The following is an 18460-nucleotide window of genomic DNA, read 5'->3' on the forward strand; positions in this document are numbered from 1 at the left end:
ACTCCGCAACCTTGAGAGGACCACCTACCCATGCCAACACCGCCGTCAGGCACGTCTTCATCACCCGAAACCCCCGTCGAAGCTGTTCCAGCTGTTCCGGGGCTGGTCATGGGACTTTACCGGCATCCGGTGGTCAGGTTCCTACTTGTTGGCGGCGTGTCTTTTGCCATTGACCTCGGACTGCTGGCCATCCTTCACGAGATTTTCGATGTCGCGTTATGGATAGCGACTCCCATCGCGTTTGTCGTCAGCCTGGTCTTTAATTTCCTCCTGCAGCGCCTGTTCACTTTCCGCGCCAACAATAGTGGCAGTATCAGCGCACTGAAGTACATCCTGCTGGTGATCGTCAACATCGTGATCAGCGACCTAATCGTCACTGGATTTGACGCCGCCGGCTGGACCTACGTCATCGGTAAGACAGCCGCCACCATCCTTACAACGGCGTGGAACTATTTCCTGTACCGGCACTGGATCTTCCGGCGGACACCCGAACAGACCAGCGCCTAAGGCAGCTTGGGAGGCCTCTTCTGGCTTCCACCCTCACCTGCCGGAGGGGGCAACTCTGCAGAGAGCGGATTCCTGGGTCCCGCCCCATACCTGAACCCGGCCGCCTGCAGCTGCCTGACGGCGCTGAAGGCCAGGCAGGCAGCTTGCGCGGTCACCCCTGAAAGCAGGAGGAGACGAGGTGCGCGAGACTGATAGGGGAAACCCTGTCAGTCTATTTCCCCTGCCGCAGGCTCTCGCCGGCACTCATTGGCTGCCCCGTCGCAGAAGCAGCACCCGACGGGGCGGGTTCCCGCCGGTTGCTTCCTTCCGTGTCGTCTGCCACTGTGCCCGAACTGGGCCGGCTTTTGCCCGCGTGGGACAGAGATCCCTTGACCAGGGGACTTCCCGCGTAGAGGTACCGGAAGAGGAGCAGGGCTCCGACCGCTGTCACGAGCAAATACAGGACGGTCAGGGGCAGCCAACCAAGGGGCGGCTGCCAGTGTGGTGACGAAAACAATGTTTGCCAGTTGGCTATTTCGCTGATCCCGACGACGTAACGGCGCAGGACGTAGACAAAGGCCAGCGTGTGGCATGCAACGACGAGCCAAAAGAAGACCCGGGAGATGCGCAAAGAAAGAGCGCCGCCTGGAAACCGCAGCTTCCGCAGGCCAAGCCCCACACTGATGAACAGAACGACTACTAAGGGAAGTGTGTAGCGCCCCTGCCAGATGAATCCCATCCCGCGCCACAATGCGGTCTGCAGGAGTGCCGGGACCAGGTACAGCATCGCCAGCGCCACCCAGTAACCCGTCCAGTTCCTTAGTGGACGGACGCAGAAGGGGACCACAAGGCCAGTGATCATGAGAGCTCCCCAGACAAGGGCAACCAGTTCGGGGACCGGCGTGTCCAGCCAGCCCATGGTACCGATGTATTGCGGGAAGAAGTCGTAGGTCTGGTCAAGCATGATCATGAAGCCCCTGTAGAGGGGGGCGTCGGGGTGCGGGCTGGCAATACCCTCAGGGGCGACTCCTACGTTGGCGGGGCCATTCGCTGCGATGTACATCCACAGCAGGCCCAAGAGAGCCCCCGGAACTGCCAATGCTACTGCCGTTAGTACCCTCCGGTCACTGAAGACGGTCATGACCCGGCGCAGCCTGAAAGAGCAAACCCCTACGATGAGGGCGCACAGCAACCACACCAGCGATATTTGCCGGGCATTCGCCAGTACCACCGTGGCGGCCGCGACGGTTGCCAGGGCGGGCAGCACCCGTTTTGTGCCCCTTCGGTTGTCGAGGACGACGACGAATCCGGAGAAGGCAGCCATCGTGGCGGCAATCTCCAGTGAGTTGGGGTTGATGCCCCCGCCCAGGAACAGAACCATGGGGGTCATGGCCAGGGCTGCGACGAGGACGGCGTACTTTGGCCGCCTCAACTCCGTCAAGGCTGTGAAACCCGCGGCGAAGAACACCGCGCAAAAAAGTGCGCTTACCAGGCGCATGCCATAGATTGCTGGGGCACCGGACATAACCAGGGTAGGAAGCCCTACTATCCAGTAGTACATCGGGTTGTAGGAGCCGGCCGACGTGACACCGATGTTCGTGAAGGTATCGTCCGTGTAGATGGGCGCTGCGCAATCGGCTGCCTGGGCCCTGTTGAACTTGTAGCAGCTTTGGGCGTGAAGAGTGGCGATGTAGTTGGGAACCCGGACGTGGACGCCGTGGCCAAATGATGTGCCATCCTCAACCAGGACCTGGCCCCGGACCACGGCTGCCGCCTTGATGGCGTGCGCTGGCTCATCGGGGACGCCCATCAATGGTGTTGCCAGGGACCAGAGGCCAAATAGCAGGAAGAAGATCGCCGTCAGGAGCGCGAAGGTGGGAAGGGGCCGGGGAAGGGAACGTCCGCGAACGCTTCTTAGGAATAAACTCACTGTCCGTCTCCAATTGCATTGACGAGGGCCCGCCCTTCGTTCACCGCCTTCTTGCTTGGCGACATGACGAAGGCGAATGCGTTCGCGTTCTTTTGTGCCTCTTCGCTGAGTACGGTTTCACCGAACGAACGGACGAGCCGGCCCATATGGTCGTCGGTGTACTCCCTGCACACGTACATGTAGATAACGGTGCCCAGGCCGTAACCCGAGCGCCCATCGAGTGCTTGGGTGACGGCGTTTGACGACGCGGTTACGTTTCCGGTGGACACGGCATCGACCACTGAGGATGCCTGGAGCCGCTGGGGCTTGCCGTCGAAGACAAGCTGGGCGGCGACGAACCTGTTCCCGATGATGCTTCCATCAAGGATCGACAGGCCTCCGTTGGTGTCGTCCAGCTTGTTCGCGAGATCCAATGGGGGAGACTGGACTTGACCTTTTACACTGCCCGGCCAACGGTCCTGGGCAGGCGGGTTCCAATCGGTTCCTGCGTCCTTGAGGTAGGAATTTACGGGGCGGGCAGTATCTGCGGGCCCCTCCTGTACGAGAACCGTGATGGCGGCGTCAGGAAGGGTGGTTTCCGGATTCAGTGCCGCTATTTTGGGGTCGTTCCAGCGCGTGATGCCACCCTGCAGGATCTGGGCAAGGGTTTTGGCGTCCAGGACGAGGTCGTTGACGCCCTTGAGCTTGACGGCTACGCCCACAGGCAGGACACCGGCAGCTATTGACATGGCACCTTTGGATGAGCACATTCCCCGTACCGCGGAAGCCTCGGTTTCCGGGAGCGGGGCGGAACCAACAGCGAACTGTGACTGCCCGTCCTGGAACGCTTTCAGCCCTGCTGCAGACCCGTCAGGGGAGTAGCTCACGTAGGTTCCCTTCACCGAACTTCCCCACGCGAGGCCCCACGCACTGACAGCTCCCTGGCCGGCATTGCTTCCAATTCCGGTCAGGGCACCCTCGATTGTCCCCGAAGGCATGGTTGCGCATGCAGACAGGGGCAATAGTGCGGACAGCAGGACAGCGGCACTGACTTTAGTTCGTGGAGAAACGGGGATCACCTATCCAGCCTAGTGGTCCAGCACTGCAAGTATGGGACACGACCGGCGCCACACCGGTGAAGGCCATGCTCATCCACAACTGGAAATCCGGTAAAGCCGTGCGTCCGGCCCTTGCGAATCCACGAGGGTTAATCCCCTCGACGGCGCAAGGTTGGTTAACGCCGGGTACTTTTCTGACCCTGGCAGGTCGATCAGGTAACGGGACCCAAAGTCCAGGACGTACTGCACGTTTTTATTACGCAGGGCCGCGCAGACGGCAGCGTTGTCCGCGGCGTCTCCGAGCTTTTGATTAATGAGTTCCGTAGCGGGGTCGTCTGTTGAAAACAGGTGTGTTGTCAGGACACGGCGGCCGGTGTACGCATAAACAAGGGAACTCCCGTTCCACGGATTGTCAGCTACGACTGCATCGGAAGGGACATGGGTAGGAAGCCGCTGTATTAAAGCCAGCTCATCGGGTGTCAGGAGCTCCGATTGTGCGTCGAAGCGGTAAACGGACGATGCGCCCTGGATGTAGTGGCTCAGCGGACCTGCGAACGAAGCGAGGAGTGCGAAGACCACCACAGCGGCGGTGGATAGTACTGTTTTCCCGCTCGCGCCTATCCGGTCGATGGAGACTTCGCATACCTGCCACGCCCGCGCGCCGTGGCGGGAGTTGCGGGCTGAGTCCCACAGACGAAGACCTCCGATGACGGCAAGTGGGGTCGCAAGCAGGGGCAGGAGTGCCGCCAGGCGGTATGTGTCCTGATACCAGGTGCCGATCAGGATGTCCCGGATGCTGCCTTTCGGGAACGACGCCGCAACGATATAAAGCCCTCCGAGTACGGCGTAGCATGCAGCCATCCAGCGCCACCTCCCCACTTTGAAGGCGGTAAGGAGACCGTAGACCGACAGGATGGAAACCACCACGGCCGGTATGGCTGATTGCATCGTGCTGGCTGTGAGTATTTCCCCGACGGCGGCGCCCGGCTTTACGGTTGGTCCCCAGTTGTCATACGGCGCTGGGCGCAGCTTCAGCCAAAGGACCGCGGCGACGGCAAGGATCCCCAAGGTCCCGCCAAGGAACAGCCACGCTCCGGCGGTATTGACCCGCCACATCTCCCGGCGCGACGCGACCCGCCACCACAATATGGCGAGGATCGGAAGGCCCAGCGCCACCGTTATGTTGATGGAGCTTGTGTGGGCAAATGCGAGACCTGCCAGCGACAGCACCAGTGCCGCTGCCCAGCTGAGAAGAGGTTCCGTCCGCGTCCGCCCGATGCGGACCAGCGCTGCGAGTTCGACTATCACTACGGGCATCATGCTTAGGGCCATGGCGTAGGGGAACAAAGGGCCCCAGACAATCATGAGGAACGGGAAGGCGACCTGTGTGCCAGCGATCACCGCAGTGATGATGAGGGCTGCGGGTCTTCGCGAGATGGTCTTCGTGACGAGGAACACGCAGGAGGAAGGCCACAGGAGCACGACAATGATGAGGTTCAGGACGTTCTCAGCAGTAGGAATATCCACTGAAGCCAGCTGCACCAGGAGGGCAGCAAAAGAATGCCACGCAGCGGGGTAGACCGCGTCAAGGCCCTGCGCGCCCTGAATCGAAGCCAGCGTCAGTGATGAGGCATTTCCACTGTCGAGAATGAAGCGGATTGCATTGAGGTGAAAGACATTATCGAACACTTGCGACGGGTGGTCGGGTGACCCAACCAGCTGAATGAACCGCCACGTCATGGGCAGCATCGCAAGGGCCAACGCGGCGAAGGGGAAGGATTGCCGCCAGGAGGGGGTTTTCAGCCGCCAGGGGATGCCGCGGGTCAGGAGCAATGCTCCGGCCGCGAGAACTGCGGTGAGGAGAAGATACGGGAGGACGCTCCAGGGCACGTGGAGGAGCCCGCCGATTACACCGGCAAGCCCCGCGGCTGCCGTTGAGAACAGGGGTGCGACGCCTAGGACCCCGCCCAACCGGAACTTGAGGCAGGACGCGATGGCGGCGCCCGGGATATACAGGAGCAGGACCGCCACTGCCGACGCCGGAAGAATGCCTAGCCAGTTCACGACGGTATTTCCTCAGTCCTATCCTCTGGCGACGGCTCCCGTATCAGCCGAATGATGGCACGCAGCTGTATGACGGTTACCGCAATTTCGCCCACCGCCAGCCCCAGTGCGCCCCCCTGGCCGCCCATCAGGTGCGCCAGGATGACCATGGCAGGGAGGCCGACAATGGCTCCTGCGATGGTGCTGGAGAAAACGACACGCATCTGCTTGGCAGGCACCAGCCAGTGCGCTCCGGTGGAGGTTGTTACACAGACGAGGAGGAACGACAGTCCGAACCAGAAACAGGTCCAGGAGTCTGCCGCCAACTCTGGACCAAAAAGAAGAGTGCTGGCCCATGGGCCTAGGAAGGCCAGGATCAGCCAGCCTGCTGCCCCCAGAACTGACAAGGCCAGGAGGGAGAACTTTCGCCGCTCCTTATGGTCGGAGCCGAATTCGTTGACCCAGCCCTGGAGGCTGTTACCCAACGCAGCGGTCGCGAGTTGCCCGATGCGGTACAGCTTCTCCGCCGATACGAACGCAGCCAGCCCTGAGGTGGAGGCAGCAAACTGCACCACAATCACGGGAGTGGAAGCGTAGGCTCCCGCGGCGACAGTCACACCGGCTCCGCCCCTCAGTTCCCAGATTTCCCGAATCACTGCCCGGGGAGTCAGCCCGTGGAAGTCCGTCCGTTGAGCGTGATCCTTGTTGAACCACATGGTTCCCGCCAGGCCGAGCAGCAGAAGCGCCAGCGGGTACAGGAAAATTCCCCCGGTTGCGAACAGGAGCGGGATGACGCCCAGAGTGGCAACCATTCGTGGAATAACGTCGTACTTGGCAATGCGGCCCGCATGCCCCGTGGCTATGCAGTACCAAGCCGGGGTAAGCCCCGCCGCCGCTTGGGCGCTGGCCATCAGGAAAGCGACCCAGAACTGGTCTCTAACGCCCGTGAACCCTAACGCGGCTGCCATAAGGGGGATGCAGCAGACAAAGACAAAGGAACGGGTAACGAAACTGGTGGCGTAAAGCCGACGCCTCGTAGCCGGGTCGCTTTCTGAGGCCACGGCGGCAGGACCTGTTAGTGGCCACCCGAGACCGATGACAATCGCTGCGATTGCCCCAACCGCCTGGCCCACGGCCAGGGAATTCCAGGCCAACGCGCCGCCAACTCTGGCGATGATCGGCAGGAGGATAAATGACGCAAGGGAGGCGAGCAGCGGCAATCCGGCGAAGGATGCGATCCTCTTTATCACGCCGTGGTCCTCATCGCGGTTTTGTCACTACTACACATAGTCATAGGCATCCTTGCCCAGCCGCCCGTTGACGAAGACGTCTTCAACTTCGCGCCTGAATCGGGAACGTTCGTTGAGGATGGTTTCACGGTAGCTGCTCTGTTTTGCCACTTCCTGGTCGAAATTGGCGATGAGTCGCGGAAGCATGGCTGCAGCGGTGGCAACCTCTGTGTCTCCAGGGGTGATTTTGTGTTCCCAGGGGATGGGAACGTCGGCGTAGAAAGCGCCGGAACCCCGACGCGCCACGACGGTCAGGGCACCGGAAAGTGTCGCCTCCCTCGGCATCCGGTCCTTACCTGGGTGGTGTCCCAGGTCCAAATAGACGCCGCATTTCTGCAAGGTCGCGACAACCTCGGCGCGGGTCATCCCGACGATTGGCTGCCACTCAATATCGGTTGGACATACGGCCTTCACGGCGTCGATGATGTGTCCGCCTTTGGCGGGGTTGTAGGTGACAAGTTGGCGGTTACGCTCGGCGGTGGCCGTCGCTTGGAATTCCTCGGTAGGGGTGTAATCGGAGACCAATGAGGGCACCACGTCCAGACGAGTGGCCACAAAGGCCCACGCATAAGACGACTGCACGAGGTGGATTACGTCCTTTTCAGTGCGGAGCTTTGCCGGCGTTACGCGGTTCTTCCACATCCGGGCGAAAGGGACTGCGGCTTCCTTTGCCTTTTCAAACAAGCCTGCCGAGTTCCGGTACCACATGCGTTCAGCCATGAAAGTCAGAGAGTTATCAATGCTGAGCCACCAGCACATGCGGCGGGCATGCTTGATGTGGGACATTTCGTGGACGTACGTCTCCGGATAAACCACAATGTTTTCGGCGGCATCGACGATTTCTGCCGCCTCCGGGGCGTCGTAAATTCCGTACTGCTCCACGCGGTCATTGCCTGACGTGTGCGGATGCGGGACGAGGTAGGCGTCCTGGCCGAGTTCACGCAGCATATCGACCAGCTGATGAAGAGCTTCGGGTCCTCCTGTGCGCAAGCCGCGATGATAGAGGACGAAGATTGATCCTGGGTTGGTGGTCATGTGTAGTCTTTCGATGTTGACCTGGCAGGGCGGATGGTTTGAACCTGCGCCTAACGGAGGCGGGCCGCGAGATCGTCGTCTATTTTGCCCATCTTTTGATGAAGCGCATCGCGGATGCCCGCCGCAGCGGCGACCGCGTGTTTGCGCCTGTTGGGACCGAATCCGAAGCGCACGACGTTGCTTTGGATTTCCATGTAAATTCTGCGAAGAACCCAGGCCGGCTGTTTCAGGGCATACCGGCGTGCGAGTGTCAAAGAGTTCCGGGTGATGTAGTAGACCCGGAACGGCGCGTGGTAATAGATGTAGAGCTTTTTGGCTCCGATGTGCGCATGCCATCCGAGGAGCTTCATTGGGCGTGCACTGCCTAGGCTGTGCTCCAGATTGCAGCCGCTGCCGGCAAGAGCGCGAAGTCCGTGTTCACGGAGTCGCGCATTGAACTCAGAATCTACGCAATCGATGAAGAAGCCCTCATCGAAGAGGCCAACAGCACTGAACGTATGTGCACGCACCAAAGTGCCGCTCGTCATGGGGTCGAAAATCTGGGGCTCGTCCCCGCCGCCCCACACCGGGAGGGGTATGTGATTGTGCGACTCCGCGCACACCATGCCCACGCTGTGCGGGTCACTGGATGCTGCAACAGTAGCGAGAGCGGCACCGATGTAGTCTCCAGTGAACCTGGAATCCTGGTCCATGGTGACAATCCACTCCGGGTTCCAGCGCTCGAGTGCCTCCTTGATCCCTGTGTTCAGAGCCCGGGCAATCCCGGAGTTGGTGCCGAGGCGCAAAACGACGGCTCCCGCCTGCTCCATCTCTTCCAAGGCCTGGGCTACATCCTCACGCGAGCCGTCGTCGACAACCACGACGTGGGCGACGAAGCGCAACAGCCACTTTACGTTGGCAACGTTTTCCGCTCCGGGGTTGTAAGCCGATACAACTCCACACACATTTGGGTGCGGACTGGTCGGATTGGGTTCAGGCTGCACCATCACGCCTGCCTGGTCTGGCGGAAGCGGCGCACGGCAACGTAGACGTTGCGCAGGAAGGCGATCCGTGCACGAATTATTTTTGAGGCTGAGCGGATACCGTGGGGCGTCAGGTTCTCGCCGTGAAGTCTGTGCAGGATGGTGTCTTCTTCCATATAAACGATGGAGCGGTTGACGTTGCCCACAGTGGAAAGCCACTGGTCGTGGGATTCGTCCATGTAGTGGGGGAACGGCAGTGCCTGCGCCAAAAGGTTCCGCCGAACGGCCATCGCGCACCCCCAGTGGAGCCGGTAACCGACCACTATGCCAAGGAGGTTGCGCACGTGGTGGGTGGAATCCTTGGCCCGTAAACGAATTTCATGAAATGAGCCGGGCGCTCCGTCGAAGTGCCTGCAGTTACTGACCACCATGTCCTTGCCGTCCAAGGCCGAAATCATGCGTTCCACCCGGCCCTGCAGCCACACATCGTCCTGGTCCGAAAGGAAGACGAACTCTCCCCGCGCCTCACCGAGGGCCCGTTCGAAAGTGGCGACATAGCCGCGGTTTTGCTCCGCATCGATGAGCCGGATCCGAGCGTCGGGAATAGCGGCGACAATGGCGGCCGTCTCGTCAGTGGAACAGTCATTGACGATGATGACTTCGTCGTGGGGGCCGATTTCTGGAAGGATCGAGTCGATCTGCTCCCTGATGTGGCGGGCGCCGTTGTAGGCAGCCATGCAGACGCTGACGCGGGGCTGTGTGGCTTTGGGCTCCAAAAGTATTTCTCCTCACTCCGGGCGGTGCCAGCGGGGCGGGCAGGACCCCAAGCAGTCTAGCAAGCTGTGCCTGACAGGCCCGACATGGGCCGGTCAACTATAATCGTGGGGAAGCCGCCGAGTTCTTCGAGCGGAGCCCACGGAAGGAATCCCAGGTCCATGACCGTTGACGTAATGCTGCCCTACTACGGCGATGTCGATCAGATGAAGCTCGCAGCCCGAAGCGTGATGAACCAGGAGAACGAAGACTGGCGGCTCATCGTCATCGACGACGGTTATCCGGACCCGGAGCCGGAACGCTGGTTCTCAACGATTACTGACCCTCGCGTTACGTACCTCAAGAACGAGAAAAACCTGGGTGCCAACGGCAACTACCGCAAGGCTTTGACGATGGTCGAGGCGCCTTACGTGGTCATCATGGGCGCAGACGATGTCATGCTGCCCAACTACCTGGACGTCGTCGTGGACGCGTTCGAGACCTATCCGCATGCCAGCGTTGTCCAACCCGGTGTTCAGGTCATCGATGAAAAGGGCATTGCCTGCATCCCATTGGCGGATGCAGTCAAGAAGGCCTACGCGCCGAAGACCCGTGAACGGATCGAGCTCAAGGGTGAGCAGATGGCTACAAGCCTGGTGCGTGCCGACTGGGCATACTTTCCGTCGTTGGCCTGGCGGTCGGAGACCATTGTGCGGATCGGCTTCACCGACGGCCTGGACGTTGTCCAGGACCTCGCTCTGCTGCTGGACATAGCCGCAGAAGGGGGTTCCCTTGTCGTTGACCCCACGTTGTCGTTCCTTTACCGGAGGCACTCGGCCTCAGATTCTTCCGTGCGTGCCCTGGACGGGCGACGTTTTGACGAAGAGCGTCGCTTCTTCGAGGGACAAGCTGCCCGTTTCAAGGAGCTGGGCTGGAACCGCGCTGCACGGGCAGCGTCCTTCCATACGACGTCCCGGCTGAACGCGGCATCCTTGGTGGTCAAGTCTGTGGCGATGGGACGGGTGGACTCGCTCCCGCGGCTGGCAAAGCACATTTTCGGCTGACCGAGTGCATAAAATCGGCTGACCGCGTACACAAAAAGGGAGCGACCCGCCGGGGTCGCTCCCTCTTTGTGTCGGCCACTGCGGCCCGCCCCGGCGGGAGTACTGCTCCTACGCAGCGGGGCCGGTGGTGCCGTCCTGCCGCGGGTGTGCCCCGACGCTCTGCTGCAACGCCGAAAGCTCCACCTTCAACAGAGCCACCTCCTCGCAAAGAATGCGGACCTCATCTTCGGCCTGTGACTGCTCACGGGACAGGTGGAGGCATACCCCAACGAGGAGGACCAGTGTGGTGATGAAGAGAAGGTTCGCGGGGACCTGGATTCCGAGCAGGCCGCTGGCCTGCTCGAGCAGCGCGGGGAAAGCCGCCAGCAGCAGTGTTCCTATGCCGATGATGATCCAGAGAACCGCGTATTTCTCACGCAGCTTCTGCCGTCGCAGCATTTCGAAGACGAAGAAGAGAATCGCCACGACGACGATGGAGCCCATAAGGAGGGACATGTGGATTCCTAGTTGGTGGAAGGGGTGGATTTCTTGCGCGTCAGCGCGAACAAGAGCGCCATCCCTGAGCGGCCGAGGTAAATGGCGGCCTTAATGGGGTCATGGCTCGGGGTGCCTCCCTGACGCTCCCTCATTGAAACGCCAACCTGGCGGACCGTGCAGCCTGAACGGATCGCCACGACCAGTGAATCAATCGTGTCGCCCAGGTACTCGGCCGGATAATGGTCCAGGTATTGGCGGATTGCTTTGGCGTTCGCTGCGCGGAAACCGGACGTCACGTCGGTAAGCTTCGTGCGTGCCAACCGGGATATGGTCCATGCCAGGACGTTCATGGCCCATTTTCTGGGGCCGCGCACCGTGTAGTTTCCGGCATCTGCAAAGCGGGCACCAATGGCTATATCGGCGTCGCGAAGTCCGTCCAGGACTGCTTTGATGTCCCGGGGGTCGTGCTGGCCGTCCGCGTCCACCTGGATGACTTGCCGGTACCCGTGCATCTTGGCATATTTGAAGCCGGTTCGCATGGCCCCGCCCACACCCATGTTGAACGGCAACTGCACCACGGTGGCGCCTGCAGCGCGTGCCACCCGGGCAGTGTCATCACGGGAGCCGTCGTCCACCACCAACACATCGCATGGCGGTCCGAATTCGAGGACTTCCGCAATGGTGTTGCCGATTGCTTCCGACTCATTCCAAGCCGGCATGATGACAAGGGTGTCGTGGCGTGCTTCGGTCATGCTGGGGATCCGCTCATGGTCGAATTAACGTACTCGGTCAGGCGCTGCCCTGCTGGCGGTGCCTCGAAGCCTGCCGCTTTGATCTTTGAGAGGTCCAGGGCACTGTTGAGCGGGCGGGGCGCGGCATCCTTTCCCTCGAAGTATTCCTTGGTACTCACGCCCGTCACTGCGGCCCGGTTTTTCCCTGACAATTCGTAGACGTCCGCTGCGATGTCGGCCCACGACTGCGGTTCGCCGTCGTTGCTGAGGTTGTACGTGCCGTACTGGGCGCCGGATTCCAGCAAATGCCGGATACCTGCTGCGATGTCGTCAGTGAAACTTAGGCGACCGTACTGGTCGTTCACCACGGAGGGCTCGACCCCGCGCGATGCGAGCGTGGCCATGGTGCGCACAAAGTTGTTGCCTTCCCCAATAACCCAACTCGTGCGGACGATGTAGTGCCTGGGGACCACGCTGACCACAGCGTCACCGGCTGCTTTGGTCTGCCCGTAGACGCCCAGCGGCGTGAACGCTTCCGTCTCCGCGTGGACCTCCTTGGCCCCGTCGAAGACGTAGTCGGAGGAAACGTGAACCAGGGTGAGGTCATGTTCAATGGCGACTCGTGCAAGCTGCGTCAATGACGTCACGTTTGTGGCCCAGGCGGCCGCCCGGCCCTCCGGAGTCTCTGCGGCATCGACAGCGGTGTAGGCGGCAGCATTAATGATAGTGGAGTAGTTCTTCCAGGTGCGGCCCGTGAAAGCGTCCGGGCTGCTGAGGTCGAACTCACTGCGCGATGCGAACTCAACGGAAGTGTCGCCGTCGTACTGTTTCCGCAGTGCCTTACCCAGCTGGCCGTTCGCTCCGACCACCAGGGTCTTCTTTGGCGGCATGGGCGCGACGTCCGCAAGACGGGGGTGGGCCTTGTCCTTGTCGGACAACTCGGCTTCGGAGAGGGGGATGGGCCACTCGATAGCCACAGTCTCGTCTGCCAGGTTCAGGAAGGTGTACTGTCCTTGCGCATCCGCAGACCAGTGGTCATTGACGAGGTACGTGTAAGCCGTCGTATCTTCAAGGGTCTGAAAGGCATTGCCGACGCCGCGCGGGATGAAGATCGCCTGGCTCGGATCAAGTTCGGCGGTGAAAACAGCACCAAACGTGGGGCCCTGGCGCAGGTCCACCCAGGCTCCAAAGATTCGCCCCGTGGCTACGGAAATGAACTTGTCCCAGGGCTCTGCGTGGATCCCCCTGGTGGTACCCGCCTTCTCGTTGAACGAGATGTTGTTCTGCACCGGCCGGAAGTCCGGCAGGCCGAGTGCAACCATCTTTTCCCGTTGCCAGTTTTCCTTGAACCACCCGCGGTTGTCGCCGTGGACAGGAAGATCGTAGAGAACGACGCCGGGAATCGGAGTTTCGTGGACGGCGAGCTTTTTTGAGAACTCGATGGACATGCCCTACTGGCCCTGTTCCTTGTACTTGGCCTCGGTGGCGGCCTTCTGTGGGCGCCACCAGTCCTCATTGTCGCGGTACCAGGCAATAGTGTCCTCGATGCCCGCATCAAAGTTGGAGAACCGGGGTTCCCAACCGAGCTCGCTACGGAGCTTTGTTGAATCGATCGCGTAGCGCATATCGTGTCCGGCCCGATCGACAACGTGATCATAGGCGTCCGGCGCTTGGCCCATATGCTTCAGAATCAGTTCAACGACATCCTTGTTGTTCTTCTCACCGTCGGCGCCGATCAGATAGGTCTCACCAATGCGGCCCTTGGCAATGATGGCCAGGACGGCGGAGGAGTGGTCGTTGGCATGGATCCAGTCGCGGACGTTTTCCCCCTTGCCGTAGAGCTTGGGCCGGATGCCGTCGATCACGTTGGTGATCTGCCGTGGGATGAACTTTTCCACGTGCTGGTAGGGGCCGTAGTTATTGGAGCAGTTGCTGATGGTTGCCTGAAGCCCGAAAGAGCGAACCCAGGCGCGGACCAGCAGGTCGGAGCCGGCCTTCGTGGAAGAGTACGGGCTGGACGGATTGTATGGGGTCTGCTCCGTGAAACGCTCGGGATCATCGAGTTCGAGATCGCCGTAGACCTCGTCTGTGGAGATGTGGTGGAAGCGCTTGTTGTGTTTCCGTGCTGCCTCGATCAGGGTGTAGGTGCCGATGATGTTGGTGTCAAGGAAGGGCCGGGGGTCGTGCAGGGAGTTGTCATTGTGCGATTCTGCCGCGTAGTGCACCACTACATCTGCCGCGGCAACGAGCCCGTCCACGACGGCGGGATCGGCAATGTCACCCTCAACGAAGGAGAAGCGGTCGGCTGGAAGGCCCTGCAGCGACGCAAGGTTGCCGGCGTAGGTCAACTTGTCCAGAACAGTGACATGGTCTTCGGTGTTCTCAATAACGTAGTGGACAAAGTTTGAGCCAATGAAGCCGGCACCGCCGGTAACAAGAAGTCGCTGCATAATTCCCAAGACTACCGGATTTGCCGCTGCACTTAGCTAAAGGAAAGATGGGTGCATGCGCGGAATAATACTCGCCGGCGGTACCGGCTCGAGGCTCCACCCCATCACCTTGGGCGTCAGTAAGCAGCTGGTCCCGGTGTACGACAAGCCCATGATCTACTACCCGCTCTCCACCTTGATCCTGGCGGGCATCCGGGACATCCTCATAATCACCACCCCCCATGATGCTGAGCAGTTCGAACGGCTCCTCGGCGACGGCTCCCGTTTTGGTGTTTCGATCACGTACAAGCAGCAGCCTTCTCCCGATGGCCTGGCCCAGGCGTTTGTACTCGGTGCCGAGCACATTGGCGACGACAGCGTGGCCCTTGTCCTTGGCGACAACATTTTCTATGGGCATGGCATGGGCACTCAGTTGCGGCGCTTCGAAAACATCGACGGTGGAGCTGTCTTCGGCTACTGGGTGGCTGATCCGAAGGCCTACGGCGTCGTTGAGTTCGACGAGAACGGCAAGGCGGTCTCGCTGGAAGAGAAGCCAACCGAACCCAAGAGCCACTATGCAGTACCCGGGCTCTATTTCTACGACAACGACGTCGTGGACATTGCAAAGAACCTCAAGCCGTCCGCCCGGGGAGAGCTTGAAATCACTGACGTAAACCGTACCTACCTGGAGCGCGGCAAGCTGCAGGTCGAGATCCTTCCGAGGGGGACAGCATGGCTGGACACGGGAACCTTCAATGACCTGAACGACGCCTCAAACTTTGTACGGACCACCGAAAACCGGCAGGGCCTTAAGATCGGGGCACCCGAGGAAATTGCTTGGCGTTTGGGTTTCCTCACGGATGACGAACTGCGTCAGCGGGCGGAGCCTCTCGTCAAGAGCGGCTACGGCTCTTACCTCATCGACCTGTTGGAACACGGCCGCTGACCCACAAACAAGAAAGCAGGGGCGGGACCGCGAAAGCGGTCCCGCCCCTGCTTTTTGCACCGGTCAGTTGAGGCGGATTTTCGCCCCGCTGGCGGAGGTCCAGCTGATGGTGCCTCCCTGGAACGTCTGGCTGCACGAAAGCTTGTCGGCGGTACATGTCTGGCCGGTTGTGGGGAAGGCGAGAGCGCCGTTTTCGAAGCCCTGTGATGCCCAGCTCTGCTGGATCGGCCCCGGCACCATTACCTGCGCGCCACTGGCGGCCGACCACATGATGGTTCCTTTTTCGAAGTTCTCGAAGCAGCCGCCGTTCCGCAAGCCGCAGATGGCACCGCTGGTGGGGTAGCCCAGCGAACCGCCCTCGAAGCCTGTGGCGGCCCACTTGTCCCGAATGGGTGCTGATGACATGGTCTGCGCTCCGGTAGCGGGCGAGTACATCACGGTTCCGTTCACGAAGTTCTGGAAGCAGCCGCCGTTCCGCAAACCGCACACCTGTTCGCTCGTGGGGTAGCCGAGGATTCCGTTCTCGAAGCCGGAAGCTATCCAGGCGTCCCGGACCGGACCGAACGACATCGCATGTGCCCCGCTGGCATTGGACCACATCACCGTGCCGCCCAGGTAGTTCTGGAAGCACCCTGCACCGACCAGCCCGCAGATCACATTCGAGGCGGGGTAGCCGAGCGCGCCGTTTTCAAAGCCCTGCTTCTGCCAGAAGTCACGGATGGGCCCCAGCAGGCTGGGTTGCGCGCCTGCAGCGGGGGAGTACATGAGGGCGCCCTTGGCGAACATCTGGAAGCATCCGCCGTCTTTGAGACCGCAGATCTGGGCAGACGCCGGGTACCCGAGCGCGCCTCCTGAAGCACCTAGGTTTGTCCACGCCTGGGCCATCGGGCCAGCCGGAATTGTCTGGATCGGTGTGGCTGCAGAGTAGGCGACGATGCCGTTCTCAAACGGCTGCGAGCATTCGGTCTGAACGGAGCCGCAACTTGCCGGGCCTGTGGGATAGCCCAGCTTGCCGTTTTCGAAGCCGGATTGCGCCCAGTAGTTGAGGATTTTGCCGGTCATGGCGTAGGCCCCGGACGCAGGCGAGAAAAGAATACTTCCACCCTGGAACAGTTGGTAGCAGCCGCCGCCGCGAAGTCCGCAGACCTCCTTGGCCAGCGGGAACCCGATCGGTTCTCCCTTTGCCCGGACTGCCTTCCACGTGTCGCCGATGCCCATGTAGATGGGCCAGGCTCCGGCTGTGGATGTCCACCCAATGACTCCGCCGGTGAACAGTTGCGTGCAGTCGGATGCCGTGCAGGTCGCGTCCGTGCTGGGGAATCCAAGGAGGCCGTTCTCAAACCCGTCTTTCGCCCAAGCGTCCAGAAGCGGTCCTGACTTGACCAGGTGCGCGCCGCTGGAAGGGCTCCAAAGCCCGGAACCTGCCTGGAACAGTTGGAAACATCCACCCGACCGCAGTCCGCACGTAGCATTGCTCGTTGGATAGCCCCACGGGCCGTTCTCGTAGCCCTGCGCTGCCCAGGAGTCCCTGATGGCGCCGAACGGAACGAACGCGGCACCCGTTGCCGGGGACGACATGATGCTGCCGCCCTGGAAGTTCTGGAAACAACCGCCGTTCTTCAGGCCGCAGATCAGGTCACTTGTCGGGTAGCCTGCCGGACTGCGTTCTGCGCCGAGGGCCTGCCATGCGCCGGTGACTGGCCCTGCCGATACAGCGAAGGCTCCGGATGCGGAGGACCACATGACCGTTCCACCTTGGAACCCCTGGTAGCAGCCGCCATTGACCAGGCCGCACGTGATGGGAGTAGTTTGGCTGCCAAGTGCCGTGTGGCTGCTTGCGTAGGCTGCGATTTGTTGGGTGGCCTGGGATGGGACCTGGACAGCGGGTGCGCTGCTGCCCGCAAAGCGCTGGAGGGAGGCGTAGTCGCCGTTCCAGACATTCGAGTCACCTGCAAAAGGTCCCGTACTGCTGTACTGCCAGATGCTGTAGGTGCTCCAGCTTGCGGGGACGGCGCCAGCGTTGTCGCTGGGGGAGCCGGGGTACGCGGCGACCCACAGCGGGTAGTCGCCAAAGCCAGTTTGCGTGCCGAGGCACTGGTTCCACCAGCTCGTGTTGGTGTAGATAACCGGCAGGCGCCCGGTCAGTGACAGCATGGTGCTGCCAAAGTCCCGGACCCAGGAGGCCAGTTGGCTGCCGGACATGTCGTAGCAGGTGTTGCCAGGGGTGTATCCCGGGATATCCGTCCGGCCTGCATAGGGGTTGAACTCGAAGTCGAGGACCGGCGGCATGGTGTAACCATCCGCTGACCAGCCTCCGCCGTTGTTCACAAAATAGCGCGCCTGATCTGCCCCGGAGGACCAGTTGGGTATGGCGAAGTGGTAGGCGCCGCGGATCATGCCAATGTTCCTGGCTCCCTGATACTGCGCCCCAAAGTAGTCGTTCGTCATGTAACTACCCTCGCTTGCCTTTACATACGCAAACCGGGCGCCCATGTTCCACTGCTGTTGCCAGTCGACGTTGGGCTGATATCCGCTGACGTCCAGCCCCTGGACACCAAAGGACGGCATCCACGTGCCCTGCGTGGTCAATGCCTCCGTGCTGAGCTTCTGGACGTCTGCGGAAGGGGATGAAGAGGTCACCCGCTTGGACCGCTGCCCCATTTGCGCTCCGCCGGGGCCAATGGCTTTCGCCATGGATCCAGCAGTGGCCGACGCCATGGCACTTGTTTGGGTGGAGGGCTGCGGAGACGCGATGGTTGTGGGAGCCGGCGCCGCCACCGTCGGCGCCGGGGAAGGCGTGCCGGTTGGCTGTGGCGATGCGGCTACGGAAGCCTGCGTCGGTGTGGGCGCGGGGCTCGGTTCGACCGCAAACGCCACTCCGGCTATGCCAGGGCCGCACAGCAAAGAGACGGCCAAAAGGGCGGTCCCTAAGGACTTCATGACTGGGCGACGGGACTGAGACAGGTTCCGCTTCATATGTGCTCCGGAGACAATGCGGCGCTCCCCCAAGCGCCTCTTTGGATACTGCTCAGGTGACTTCCCCAGGAAGGCACCTGATAGTGCTATTTCGATAAATAACGCGCTCACCATAGCACCGGTGTTACTGGCGGAACCAGTGATTCTGATGTTACTTATGTGAAAGCTGTGTTCATCTGGATGGAATCCTGAGCCCTCCTTGGGTCAATCTTGAGGTTCCTCGGTTATCCACACACGCGGCTGAAGACTTGTTGCGGCGGAGCGAGCTCCCTAGGCTGTAGCCCAGTCGCACTGCCTCCGTC

16 protein-coding genes are annotated in these 18460 nt (G+C 61.1%); 4 read left to right on the forward strand and 12 right to left on the reverse strand.

The window, feature by feature from the left end:
- Positions 1–30 precede the first annotated feature (30 nt).
- Positions 31–507 carry a GtrA family protein gene (locus J7I84_RS08600; protein ID WP_251046330.1) on the forward strand — a complete coding sequence of 159 codons (477 nt, stop codon included), beginning with the start codon at positions 31–33 and terminating at the stop codon, positions 505–507.
- Positions 508–718: 211 nt separating this feature from the next.
- Here the strand turns inward: J7I84_RS08600 and J7I84_RS08605 are convergent, their stop codons facing one another.
- From J7I84_RS08605 to J7I84_RS08635, 7 genes are all read right to left on the reverse strand, one after another.
- Positions 719–2416 carry a DUF2142 domain-containing protein gene (locus J7I84_RS08605; protein WP_214943414.1) on the reverse strand — a complete coding sequence of 566 codons (1698 nt, stop codon included), beginning with the start codon at positions 2414–2416 and terminating at the stop codon, positions 719–721.
- A complete protein-coding gene (locus J7I84_RS08610) occupies positions 2413–3393 on the reverse strand; it encodes a substrate-binding domain-containing protein (protein WP_214943417.1) in 981 nt (326 codons plus the stop codon). Before J7I84_RS08610 ends, J7I84_RS08605 begins: the two co-directional genes overlap by 4 nt.
- 150 nt (positions 3394–3543) lie before the next feature.
- On the reverse strand, positions 3544–5517 hold the full coding sequence (locus J7I84_RS08615) for a DUF6541 family protein (protein WP_214943420.1): 1974 nt from the start codon (positions 5515–5517) through the stop codon (positions 3544–3546).
- Entirely contained in the window at positions 5514–6746 is a 1233-nt protein-coding gene (locus J7I84_RS21890) for a lipopolysaccharide biosynthesis protein (protein ID WP_214943423.1), read from the reverse strand. Before J7I84_RS21890 ends, J7I84_RS08615 begins: the two co-directional genes overlap by 4 nt.
- Positions 6747–6776: 30 nt before the next feature.
- Positions 6777–7820, reverse strand: a complete 1044-nt coding sequence (locus J7I84_RS08625; protein ID WP_214943426.1) for a hypothetical protein — start codon at positions 7818–7820, stop codon at positions 6777–6779.
- A gap of 50 nt (positions 7821–7870) precedes the next feature.
- Positions 7871–8806 (reverse strand): glycosyltransferase, encoded by a 936-nt coding sequence (locus J7I84_RS08630; RefSeq protein ID WP_214943429.1) that lies wholly within the window; start codon positions 8804–8806, stop codon positions 7871–7873.
- Entirely contained in the window at positions 8806–9558 is a 753-nt protein-coding gene (locus J7I84_RS08635; RefSeq protein ID WP_214943432.1) for a glycosyltransferase, read from the reverse strand. The genes J7I84_RS08630 and J7I84_RS08635 overlap by 1 nt, the downstream gene beginning before the upstream one ends.
- Positions 9559–9717: 159 nt before the next feature.
- On the opposite strand from J7I84_RS08635, the gene J7I84_RS08640 reads away from it, so the two are divergent.
- Positions 9718–10599 carry a glycosyltransferase family 2 protein gene (locus J7I84_RS08640; RefSeq protein WP_214943435.1) on the forward strand — a complete coding sequence of 294 codons (882 nt, stop codon included), beginning with the start codon at positions 9718–9720 and terminating at the stop codon, positions 10597–10599.
- Positions 10600–10707: 108 nt separating this feature from the next.
- Here the strand turns inward: J7I84_RS08640 and J7I84_RS08645 are convergent, their stop codons facing one another.
- Genes J7I84_RS08645 through rfbB form a run of 4 tightly spaced genes read right to left on the reverse strand, consistent with a single transcriptional unit; the run spans position 10708 to position 14257 of the window.
- Positions 10708–11094 carry a DUF2304 domain-containing protein gene (locus J7I84_RS08645; RefSeq protein WP_214943438.1) on the reverse strand — a complete coding sequence of 129 codons (387 nt, stop codon included), beginning with the start codon at positions 11092–11094 and terminating at the stop codon, positions 10708–10710.
- Between the two features lie 8 nt (positions 11095–11102).
- A complete protein-coding gene (locus J7I84_RS08650) occupies positions 11103–11828 on the reverse strand; it encodes a glycosyltransferase family 2 protein (protein WP_214943441.1) in 726 nt (241 codons plus the stop codon).
- Positions 11825–13255 carry a bifunctional dTDP-4-dehydrorhamnose 3,5-epimerase family protein/NAD(P)-dependent oxidoreductase gene (locus J7I84_RS08655; protein WP_214943444.1) on the reverse strand — a complete coding sequence of 477 codons (1431 nt, stop codon included), beginning with the start codon at positions 13253–13255 and terminating at the stop codon, positions 11825–11827. The genes J7I84_RS08650 and J7I84_RS08655 overlap by 4 nt, the downstream gene beginning before the upstream one ends.
- 3 nt (positions 13256–13258) lie before the next feature.
- Positions 13259–14257 (reverse strand): dTDP-glucose 4,6-dehydratase, encoded by a 999-nt coding sequence (gene rfbB / locus J7I84_RS08660; RefSeq protein WP_214943447.1) that lies wholly within the window; start codon positions 14255–14257, stop codon positions 13259–13261.
- A 55-nt stretch (positions 14258–14312) separates the two neighbouring features.
- On the opposite strand from rfbB, the gene rfbA reads away from it, so the two are divergent.
- Positions 14313–15182 carry a glucose-1-phosphate thymidylyltransferase RfbA gene (gene rfbA, locus J7I84_RS08665; RefSeq protein ID WP_214943450.1) on the forward strand — a complete coding sequence of 290 codons (870 nt, stop codon included), beginning with the start codon at positions 14313–14315 and terminating at the stop codon, positions 15180–15182.
- A gap of 63 nt (positions 15183–15245) precedes the next feature.
- Here rfbA and J7I84_RS08670 read toward each other — a convergent pair whose 3' ends face one another.
- Complete coding sequence (locus tag J7I84_RS08670; protein WP_311381108.1) at positions 15246–17876, reverse strand: GH25 family lysozyme; 2631 nt, start codon at positions 17874–17876, stop codon at positions 15246–15248.
- Here J7I84_RS08670 and J7I84_RS08675 point away from each other — a divergent pair.
- Entirely contained in the window at positions 17875–18141 is a 267-nt protein-coding gene (locus J7I84_RS08675; protein ID WP_214943453.1) for a hypothetical protein, read from the forward strand. The genes J7I84_RS08670 and J7I84_RS08675 overlap by 2 nt on opposite strands.
- The last annotated feature ends 319 nt before the right edge of the window (positions 18142–18460 follow it).

The organism is Arthrobacter sp. ISL-85 (assembly GCF_018613675.1).
In the GTDB taxonomy this organism is placed as follows: Bacteria; Actinomycetota; Actinomycetes; order Actinomycetales; family Micrococcaceae; genus Arthrobacter.

What these genes read in the sequence shown, in the direction of transcription:
- J7I84_RS08670 (WP_311381108.1), bottom strand. Translation starts at nt 17,876, where the DNA reads ATGGCGAAAGCCATTGGCCCCGGCGGAGCGCAAATGGGGCAGCGGTCC.
- rfbB (WP_214943447.1), bottom strand. Translation starts at nt 14,257, where the DNA reads ATGCAGCGACTTCTTGTTACCGGCGGTGCCGGCTTCATTGGCTCAAAC.
- J7I84_RS08625 (WP_214943426.1), bottom strand. Translation starts at nt 7,820, where the DNA reads ATGACCACCAACCCAGGATCAATCTTCGTCCTCTATCATCGCGGCTTG.
- rfbA (WP_214943450.1), top strand. Translation starts at nt 14,313, where the DNA reads ATGCGCGGAATAATACTCGCCGGCGGTACCGGCTCGAGGCTCCACCCC.
- J7I84_RS08650 (WP_214943441.1), bottom strand. Translation starts at nt 11,828, where the DNA reads ATGACCGAAGCACGCCACGACACCCTTGTCATCATGCCGGCTTGGAAT.
- J7I84_RS08640 (WP_214943435.1), top strand. Translation starts at nt 9,718, where the DNA reads ATGACCGTTGACGTAATGCTGCCCTACTACGGCGATGTCGATCAGATG.
- J7I84_RS08630 (WP_214943429.1), bottom strand. Translation starts at nt 8,806, where the DNA reads ATGGTGCAGCCTGAACCCAATCCGACCAGTCCGCACCCAAATGTGTGT.
- J7I84_RS08600 (WP_251046330.1), top strand. Translation starts at nt 31, where the DNA reads ATGCCAACACCGCCGTCAGGCACGTCTTCATCACCCGAAACCCCCGTC.
- J7I84_RS08675 (WP_214943453.1), top strand. Translation starts at nt 17,875, where the DNA reads ATGGATCCAGCAGTGGCCGACGCCATGGCACTTGTTTGGGTGGAGGGC.
- J7I84_RS08655 (WP_214943444.1), bottom strand. Translation starts at nt 13,255, where the DNA reads ATGTCCATCGAGTTCTCAAAAAAGCTCGCCGTCCACGAAACTCCGATT.
- J7I84_RS08610 (WP_214943417.1), bottom strand. Translation starts at nt 3,393, where the DNA reads ATGCCTTCGGGGACAATCGAGGGTGCCCTGACCGGAATTGGAAGCAAT.
- J7I84_RS08645 (WP_214943438.1), bottom strand. Translation starts at nt 11,094, where the DNA reads ATGTCCCTCCTTATGGGCTCCATCGTCGTCGTGGCGATTCTCTTCTTC.